This window comes from Arthrobacter sp. SPT-J7 (genome assembly GCF_059089965.1).
In genome coordinates this window covers 1-3,209 of the sequence record NZ_JBNHFF010000302.1, presented here as the reverse complement: position 1 = coordinate 3,209, position 3,209 = coordinate 1, and the positions used below count along the sequence as shown (strand labels likewise).

The following is a 3,209-nucleotide window of genomic DNA, read 5'->3' as shown; positions in this document are numbered from 1 at the left end:
CAGTCACCCAGGAGGTCCGCCTGCAGTGACGGGTTGCCCTTGGTGTGGTTGTTGGTTCTGGCGCCGGTAGCCGTCAGCAGGCGGTCGCTGGTCTCGGTTTCCCAGTTCCACTTTGAAACGGTGGGGACACCGACGCCGGCAACCGCGTCGAAGTCATGGTCAACGATTTCGCGGAGCAGGTCGCCGTCCCACCAGGCCATAAAATTGGCAGCCGGGATCTTGTTGGCGATCAGCTCGCCCTTGGCCGAACGCAGCTGGCCGACTGCGGAGTTCCAGGCAGCGTCGCCACCAACTGCCCAGCCCTCAGCTCCGGCGTGGCGGGGATCGATGTCCCCGATGGCGCCACGGCCCGTGTCCCGGGAGGCGGGAATGCTCCAGAGAACTTCACCGGTGGCGGAGTCGCGGAAAGTGGCCCCGCGGTTGCCGCTCTGGCTCATGCTTTCGTGGACAGCGAAGGTCTCCAGGCCCGGGCGGGATGGATCCCAATCACTGGTGTGGATGGCGTCGCCGTGGCCAAGCTTGGTGTTGTAGAGCGGCTTGCCGTCGTCGTCGATGGTCATGGAACCGAAGAGGAACTCGTCCTTGCCGTCCTGGTCCACGTCGGCCACGGAGAGGTTGTGGTTGCCTTGGCCCTTGTACTCGGCCCCGGAAACGTCCGAGTCGAAAGTCCAGCGCTTCACCAGCTTGCCGTCCACCAGGTCATAGGTGACCAGGACGGCGCGGGTGTAGTAGCCGCGGCTGAACATCATGGACGGCCGCTCGCCGTCCAGGTACGCGACGCCGGCCAGGAAACGGTCCACGCGGTTGCCGTAGCCGTCACCCCAGGAGCTGACGTTGCCGCGCGGAGGGTCGTAAGGCACCGTGTCCATGATGGTGCCGGTGGCGCCGTTGAATACGGTAAGGAATTCCGGCCCGGACAGCACGTAGCCGCCGCTGTTGCGGTAGTCCGCGGCGGGGTCGCCGATCACGGTTCCGGCCCCGTCCTTGGTGCCGTCCGCCGTCTTCATGGACACTTCCGCCTTGCCGTCGCCGTCGAAATCGTAGGCAAGCACCTGCGTGTAGTGTGCACCGGCACGGATGTTGTGGCCCAAGTCGATGCGCCATAACCTGGTCCCGTCCATCTTGTAGGCGTCGACATAAACGTTGCCTGTGTAGCCGGACTTCGAGTTGTCCTGCGCGTTGGAGGGGTTCCAGAGCTGAATCATCTCGTACCTGCCGTCGCCGTCCAGGTCCGCAACACTGGCATCGTTGGCCGAGTAGGTGTACGGCTTTCCGTCCTTGCTGACGCCGTCAGCCGGCTTGTCCAGCTTGATGGCGAGGTAGTTCTGGGCCAGCGGGGTGAACTCCGCGCTGAGCTTGTCCTGCCCGTTTCCGTTGCCCACGGTCTTGATGACGTACTTGGAGGACGCCGTTCCGGCCGGATCAATGTAGGTGGTGGTGTTCCGGATGGGCTCTTCGGTGAGCTGGACGCCGTCGCGGATCACGTGGAAGCCGACGCTGTCCTTGTCCAGGCCCAGCATGCGCCAGCCCAGGGTGGCGCCCTGGTCAGTCAGCACAGCCACGGGTGCCCGGTCCAGGTTCTCCACTTGGCGCTGGAACCCTGCCTTTCCGGACTGCCCGGGGGCAGTGCTGGGGTTGGCCTGGGCCAGGGGCACACCCGTGAACGCCAATGCGGCGGCCGTGAGTGAGGCCGCCGCCGCAAGCGGAGCAGCTTTCCAGGCGCTGCCGGCCCGGGACAGACGGGAACATTTCGAGGGATAGAGCAAGAGGACATCTCCTTTGATGCGGCGGCAGCTGAGTCTGCCGCGCGACAGTTTGGAACGTTTCACAGTCCGCCTGCCAAGGCCCCTTGGGTAAATTGTGGGATTGGCTGACGGGGCGTGGAAAACGCTTTCTGCCCTACTGGTCTATCAGTGGCCAAGGGGGCCGGTCAAGGCTTTAGGCGGTGCATAGTGGGAGAATTTGTTCCATTGCGTTTCGTTATGGGCAGCTGAGCGCAGACGTGCCTGAGCGCTGGGCATGGTCGGGGCGCCGCCTCCGGGCTGCTGCGGAGCACCTCCGGAATCGGAGGGCAGGACAACCCTGCCAAGACGCCTGGGAGCACCTAGGGCCCTTTAAGCTGCCAGCCAGTCTCTAGTTCAGCTAGTCCCGGGCAGGAACCAGCACCACTTCATGCGGGCTGGCAGGGCGCATGAATTGCGCATTCACGGCGGCGAGGGTATCGCCAAACTTGGCAACCGTCGTCGGGATGTCAAAGTGCTTACTCGTGATTTCGTCCCGGACGGTGCCGGACGAGAGGTCACCTGCGAGCTTAACGCGGGCGATCTTGTTGAGCTGGTTCTGGACCGCCCACAGCGTGTGGCCTTGCAGGAGAATGCCGTCGACGAACTGCAGGTCCAGTCCCTTGATTCTGCTGCTCTCGCCACTCCACGGGTTCACCGTATAGAGGGCCCGGTTCTTGGTGTGGGCCACAATCAGCACCCGGTCATCCTTCGCGGCCGCAATGCCGTTGAACCCGAAATCCATCGGCGCCGGGTTAACCCCTGCCTCGCCTTTAACGGTCAGCGTCTTCACATCCTTGCGCACCTCACCCCAGCGGTTGACCTGGACCAGATACAGCTCGCCGTACTTCGAGTTTGTAAACCAGGCGCCGTCATCGGTGACCGTGACGTCATTGATGAAGGAGCCTGCCTTGGTGGTCAACGTGAGATCGGCGATTGTCGCCTTGGTCGCGGTGTTGTAGATGTATGCCTTCCCGTTGGCTCCTCCGGCCACAAACAGCAGGTCTTTGCGGACATCGGCCTTCATGCCGACGGCCATCCTGCCATCGGGCACGTCAATGAAACGTTGAGCCTTTCCGTTTCGGATGTCACCCCGGAAGATGTCCCCGGTCATCAGCTCCCCGGCGTAGAAGGTCTTGCCCTTCCCTGCCGCGATGCCCTCGGCAGATCCGGCGCCGTCGAGCACAATAACGTCTCCCCTGGAGGGCGGCGAGGCCGTAGCCGGCAGCGCCGTGGGTAACAGCAGGGCCAAAAGAGCGATGAATCCGACGGCGGTGCGGCGCTGTGCTGTTCGGCGCATGATGCTTCCTTGGATTGGATTGATGCGCGGGGCCAGTCTGCGGCAGCTCCGCACGATGGTGATGCCATTTTAAGCACCGGCAGGAAGGCCAGCCAGACCCTGCTGCCCCCTTCATAGTCACGGTTGCA

At 63.5% G+C, this 3,209-nt stretch carries 2 protein-coding genes; both read right to left on the bottom strand.

Annotation, left to right across the window (positions count from 1 at the left end; translation table 11 throughout):
* A partial coding sequence (locus tag AC5RWX_RS31705) for a rhamnogalacturonan lyase (RefSeq protein ID WP_494100156.1) occupies nucleotides 1–1,766 on the bottom strand: 1,766 nt, incomplete at its 3' end.
* A 376-nt stretch (nucleotides 1,767–2,142) separates the two neighbouring features.
* Nucleotides 2,143–3,081 (bottom strand): YncE family protein, encoded by a 939-nt coding sequence (locus tag AC5RWX_RS31700; RefSeq protein WP_494100155.1) that lies wholly within the window; start codon nucleotides 3,079–3,081, stop codon nucleotides 2,143–2,145.
* Between the last annotated feature and the right edge of the window lie 128 nt (nucleotides 3,082–3,209).

Coding starts and splice junctions, on each gene's coding strand:
- AC5RWX_RS31700 (WP_494100155.1), bottom strand. CDS start 3,081: ATGCGCCGAACAGCACAGCGCCGCACCGCCGTCGGATTCATCGCTCTT.